Source organism: Ferruginibacter sp., assembly GCF_031391665.1.
GTDB lineage: Bacteria > Bacteroidota > Bacteroidia > Chitinophagales > Chitinophagaceae > Ferruginibacter.
In genome coordinates, this window is record NZ_JANMUN010000227.1 from 1 (window position 1) to 5,653 (window position 5,653).

At 36.3% G+C, this 5,653-nt stretch carries 3 protein-coding genes; all 3 read left to right on the top strand.

From position 1 onward, the window contains the following. Positions 1 to 142: 142 nt before the first annotated feature. The gene (locus tag ACY651_RS17100; protein ID WP_462254710.1) at positions 143 to 2,536 is read left to right on the top strand and encodes a glycoside hydrolase family 2 TIM barrel-domain containing protein; all 2,394 of its coding nucleotides are present in this window, start codon (positions 143 to 145) and stop codon (positions 2,534 to 2,536) included. Positions 2,537 to 2,706: 170 nt separating this feature from the next. Continuing rightward, positions 2,707 to 3,489, top strand: coding sequence for a DUF3826 domain-containing protein (locus ACY651_RS17105; RefSeq protein WP_462254711.1), 783 nt, complete (start codon positions 2,707 to 2,709; stop codon positions 3,487 to 3,489). 31 nt (positions 3,490 to 3,520) lie between these two features. After that, the coding region (locus ACY651_RS17110) for a SusC/RagA family TonB-linked outer membrane protein (RefSeq protein ID WP_462254712.1) at positions 3,521 to 5,653 on the top strand (2,133 nt) is incomplete at its 3' end.

The window sequence follows — 5,653 nt, forward strand, 5'->3', positions numbered from 1 at the left end:
AGCCTGAGCTTGTCGAAGGCGGGTTGTAAGAGAGAGGAACCTTCTTTTGTAAGTGAACCCGCCTTCGACAAGCTCAGGCTGACAGTTGTCAAGCTCAGGCTGACAACTTTTAATTTTTGTTACAAAAAATGCAATTTCAAAAATGAAAAAACATTTTCTTATAATTTTTGTATTGTTCTGCCATGCATTGCATGCACAAGTTCGCCAAACTATTGATTTTAATGCCAACTGGAAATTTTATTTAGGTAACGATAGCAACGCCATCAATCCAACATACAACGATGCAAAATGGAGAACACTTTCTTTACCGCACGACTGGAGTATTGAAAGCAATTTTATAAAAGATGCTCCTGCTACCAACCAGGGTGGCTCATTACCCGGCGGCATTGGCTGGTACAGAAAAACATTTATCATTGCATCATCTGCAAAAAATAAAATAGTAAGTATTGAATTTGATGGCGTTTATAAAAACAGCGAAGTATGGATCAATGGAAAATATTTAGGTAAGCGGCCTTATGGTTATATAAATTTTTCTTACGACTTAACATCGCATTTATTTTTTGATAAGCAAAACGTAATTGCAGTTAAAGTTGATAACAGCCAGCAACCAGATTCAAGATGGTATAGTGGAAGTGGTATTTACAGGGATGTGAAATTAGTGATGGTTAAAAAATGGATAACTAAGCCGGCTGATTTTTTTATTTATACAGAAAAAACAGATAATGGAGATTTTAAAATTATCGCTGAAAGTTGGCAGCACTCTAATAGTAAAGTTTTATCTGTTGATGTATATCTGTATGATTATAATGGAAAAAAGATTGGGAGAATGGATAATGTAGTTTTAAACAAGAATAATTATTTCAAATCTACATTTACAATAAGTAAACCATCATTCTGGTCGCCTCTTAATCCTTATTTGTATAAAGCGGTTTTCAAAGTTTTTGCTTCTGAATATTTGGTTGATCAATACGAAACCACTTTCGGTATCCGCTCCATTCACTTCGATGCACAAAAAGGTTTCTTTCTCAATAATCAACCCTTAAAAATAAAAGGTGTTTGCATGCACCACGATTTAGGTGCATTAGGTGCAGCCTTTAATAAAGCCGCAGCAAAAAGGCAATTGCAAATTTTAAAAGATATGGGTTGCAATGCTATTCGCTTTTCTCACAATCCACCTGCAAGTGCCATGCTGGATCTGTGTGATGAAATGGGTTTTTTAGTAATGGACGAGGCATTTGATATGTGGAGAAAAAAGAAAAATAAATTTGATTACCACTTGCAGTTTGATGAATGGGCAGAAAAAGATTTACAGGCAATGGTACTGCGTGCCAGAAATCATCCCTCAGTTTTTATGTGGAGCATTGGCAACGAAATAAGAGAACAGTTTGACAGCAGTGGAACAACGCTTACAAAGAAATTGGTGGATATTGTAAAACAACTTGACCCCACAAGACCTGTCACCGCTGCATTAACAGAAACTATGCCCGAGAAAAATTTTATTACCAAAGCCAATGCGCTGGATGTGCTGGGTTTTAATTATAAGTATTACGATTACCCCGAATTACCCAAACGCTTTCCCAATCAAAAATTTATTGCCACCGAAACAGCATCAGCATTATCAACAAGAGGTGTCTATCAGTTTCCATCAGACAGTAATAGAATATGGCCACCCGATTATAAAGGGCAGGATACATTTGTGGGCAATAAAGATTTTACCGCATCTTCTTACGATAATACTTTTGCCTACTGGGGCGGCACACACGAAAAAACATGGCTTGCTGTAAAAAAATATCCGCACATGGCCGGCATATTTGTTTGGAGTGGTTTCGATTTTTTAGGAGAGCCTGTGCCGTATCCAAAATTTCCTGCAAGAAGTTCTTATTATGGTATTGTTGATTTAGCTGGTTTTAAAAAAGATGTGTATTACATGTACCAAAGCGAATGGACAACTAAAGCGGTGCTGCATATTTTTCCGCATTGGAATTGGACAGCTGGCGAAATGGTAGATGTATGGGCTTACTACAATAATGCTGATGCAGTGGAATTATTTTTAAATGATAAATCTTTAGGCACCAGAACTAAAACCGATACTTCATTACATGTAATGTGGCGTGTGCCATTTGCTCCCGGCACATTAAAAGCCATCTCTAAAAAAAATGGAAAAATAGTTTTGGTAAAAGAGATTAAAACTGCAGGCAAGCCTTTTAAAATTGAATTAACAGCCGATAGAAAAATAATTAAAGCTGATGCAAAAGATTTGTCTTTTATTACTGCAAGAGTTTTAGATAAGGATGGCAATCTTGTACCGGATGCAAATAATCACATTACATTTTCTATTACTGGCAACGTAACCATTGCCGGCACCGATAATGGATACCAGGCAGATAGCGTTTCTTTAAACAGCAATAAAAGGCAGGCCTGGAAAGGTATGGCAATGGCCATAATAAAATCTGCTGTAAAAAAGGGAAATAGTACATTAACTGCAACTTCACCCGGATTGCTGTCGGGAACGATTGCATTGATGACAACCGAATAAAGCCACCAATTTTATTATTTTGCACCCGCATTACATTTTTTATAAATAGTAAAATTGTACATCAAATTAGCAAAACCTTACATTGTTGAGCCTTAGCTGTACCAGTACCTTTAGTAGGTTGATTGGATAAATATTTTTGCTCATTTCCTAACGATTAATAAAAGCGCTACATGAAAAGGTTTATACCTGTTACTATAAATGTGCATTATGCAGAAAAGGTAAAACCTGTTGCAACTTTTTTTTCTTACAAAACTTTTTTTTCCACCGCTTTACTAAATACAAAAATAATAATAACAGCAGCAGTGCTTTTGTACAGTTTAAACAGTTGTGCACAGCAAAGTATTACTGCAGATAGTACTTACCAAAAAGTAATTGCTGAGCGATCGGCAAAAATTGTTCAAACACTTAATATTACAGATGCAGTAAAATTTAAAAAAGTACAGCATATAATTGCCAACCAGTATTTGCAATTAAATGCAGTGCATGATAACAGCAAAGCAACAGTTACGGCAATTAAAACACAACAATTATCTAAAGAAGAAATAAACGAAGCGGTAAAAAAAGAGAACGAAAAAAAATATGAACAGTTAAAGCAGCTGCATACTCCATTTATTGCTCTTTTAAACAACGATTTAACAGTGCAACAGGTAGAACAGGTAAAAGATGGTATGACTTACCGCATATTACCCGTTACATGGACTGCTTATATGGATATGCTGCAACAGCTTACAACCGAACAAAAAGATAAAATGTACAATTGGTTGTTAGAAGCAAGAGAACTGGCTATGGATGAAGGCAGCAGCGATGCAAAGCATGCCGTATTTGGAAAGTACAAAGGAAAAATAAATAATTATTTATCGGCTGCCGGTTATGATATGAAAAAAGAAGGGGAAGATTGGGCCAAAAGAATACAGGCAGCAAAAGAAAACAAACAAACACAAACTAATTTATAACGATTTTATTTTTTTTCAAAACCAACGCTATATGATAAAGCACTTATTAAAGAAGGCACTGCTCCTTCAATTCTTCATACTAATTAGCTGTGTATTATTTGCACAGCAAAAAACAGTTACCGGTAAGGTGGTAGATACGGATGGCAAGGCCATGGCAGGTATAACGGTTACTGTTAAAGGCGCAACAACCAGCACATCAACAGATGCTAATGGCGCCTTCTCCATTATTGTACCTTCTAATCAGGCGGTGCTGCGTTTTACCAGTGTAGGTCTTCTATCAGAGGAGTTAACAGTTGGTACAAGAACAGCTTTTTCGGTTAAAATGGATAAAGACAATAAATCTTTAGAGGATGTTGTTGTGGTGGGTTATGGTACTAAGAAAAGAGTAAATGTACAGGGTGCTGTTTTTACTTTAAAAGCTAGTGAAATTGAAGACTTACCAGTAGCTAATTTAGGTTCAGCTTTAATTAATCGTATCCCAGGTGTTTCTGTAAGTTTTGCTTCAGGAAAACCGGGATCTACAACCGATATTAATATTCGTAATTCCATTACGTTTCCTGGCTCTAATACAGGTGCAGCTAATCAACCACTTTATGTAATTGATGGTATCATTGTTAACCCTACGGTATGGGCACAATCGGGTAACCCGGATTTTTTCGAAAATCTAGATGCAAGTCAAATTGAGGACATTACTTTTTTGAAAGATGCATCAGCAGCAATATATGGCGCCGCAGGTGCAAAAGGTGTTATATTAATTACCACCAAAAGAGGAAAAATTGGCAAGCCACGTATATCTTACTCAGGCAATTTTGGAACAAGCACAGAGGCTGTAAAAACAGAAACAATGAGTGCTTATGAACATGCTAAAATGTTGAATGATGGCTTTGAACTAAATAATCGTCCTTTAATAGAACGTTTTTCTGCAGCAGATTTAGACCGTTTAAAAGCAATACCTAACCAGGCATGGTACGATGAATTATGGCAGGCTGGTAAAGTAATGCGGCATAACATAAATGTATCTGGTGGCAGCGATAAAATTACATTTTTTGCCGGGGGCAGTTATTATAAAGAAAGTGGAAATATTGGTAAAATTGATGTTAATAAATACAGCATCCGTACAGGTATCGATGCAAAAGTTATTGATGGATTAACTGCAAGTTTTAGCGTATCCACCGATTATAACCAGGAATATAGAAATACACACAGGGCTTCAAATGGCGAAACAGATGATCAGTCAATTCGTGCTTTATACCTAACACCAAAATGGGTGCCTACAACAATAAATGGTATTCCTACAGCTTATTCCGGTTCTACTTCTCCGGGAGCCAGCGCTACAAATTTATGGAGTATGGTAGGGTCCTTTAATTCTGGTAATTATTTGCGTACAATTTCGCAGGGCTTAAGTGTTAATGCTTCTTTAGAATATAAACCCAATTTTTTAAAAGGATTAGTAGCTAAGGTGCAGTTTGGTAAACTCAACCGTAATAATTCTGATAAACAATATAACCCAAAATATAACGTGGGTAATTTTGTTCGGAATGGTAACAATGGTTTATTGTTTTCTGATGTTTTAACCCCCGCTACTCCTTATCTTACAATTACAGCTCAAAATCTCGATAGAATGTCAGAAGGTTCTACTCTCTCCGGCAGTTATCAATTATTTGGCACTTTGGGTTATAATAAACGCATCCGTGATAATGATTTTTCTGTATTGGTAGGTGCCGATCAGTCTGAAGCAGAAAGCAGAAATTTATTTCTTTCTAAATTTCAGCAATTAGTTGGGGGTGTTGATGAGTTTTGGGCTTTCAGTAATGATTTAACAAGCATTGCTTCTATTACCGATGTAATTCGCAATCCTCAATACACTCAATTTGCAAAACGGTCTTACTTTGGAAGAGCCGACTATTCTTTTAAAAATAAATATTTTGTAGAGTTTATTGGCCGCTACGATGCATCATCTAATTTCTCTCCTCAAAATCGTTGGGGCTTTTTTCCAACCGTGGGTTTAGGTTGGAAAATAAGCGATGAGAAATTTATGCAAAGTATTAGTTTTATCAACAGCTTAAAATTAAGAGCTACTTATGGTTTAGTAGGCGAGGACAGGGTTGCTAATAAAACTTATGTAAACCGTTTCTCTCAAACACAGGGTTATTTATTTGGAAGC

Coding starts and splice junctions, on each gene's coding strand:
- ACY651_RS17100 (WP_462254710.1), top strand. CDS start 143: ATGAAAAAACATTTTCTTATAATTTTTGTATTGTTCTGCCATGCATTG.
- ACY651_RS17105 (WP_462254711.1), top strand. CDS start 2,707: ATGAAAAGGTTTATACCTGTTACTATAAATGTGCATTATGCAGAAAAG.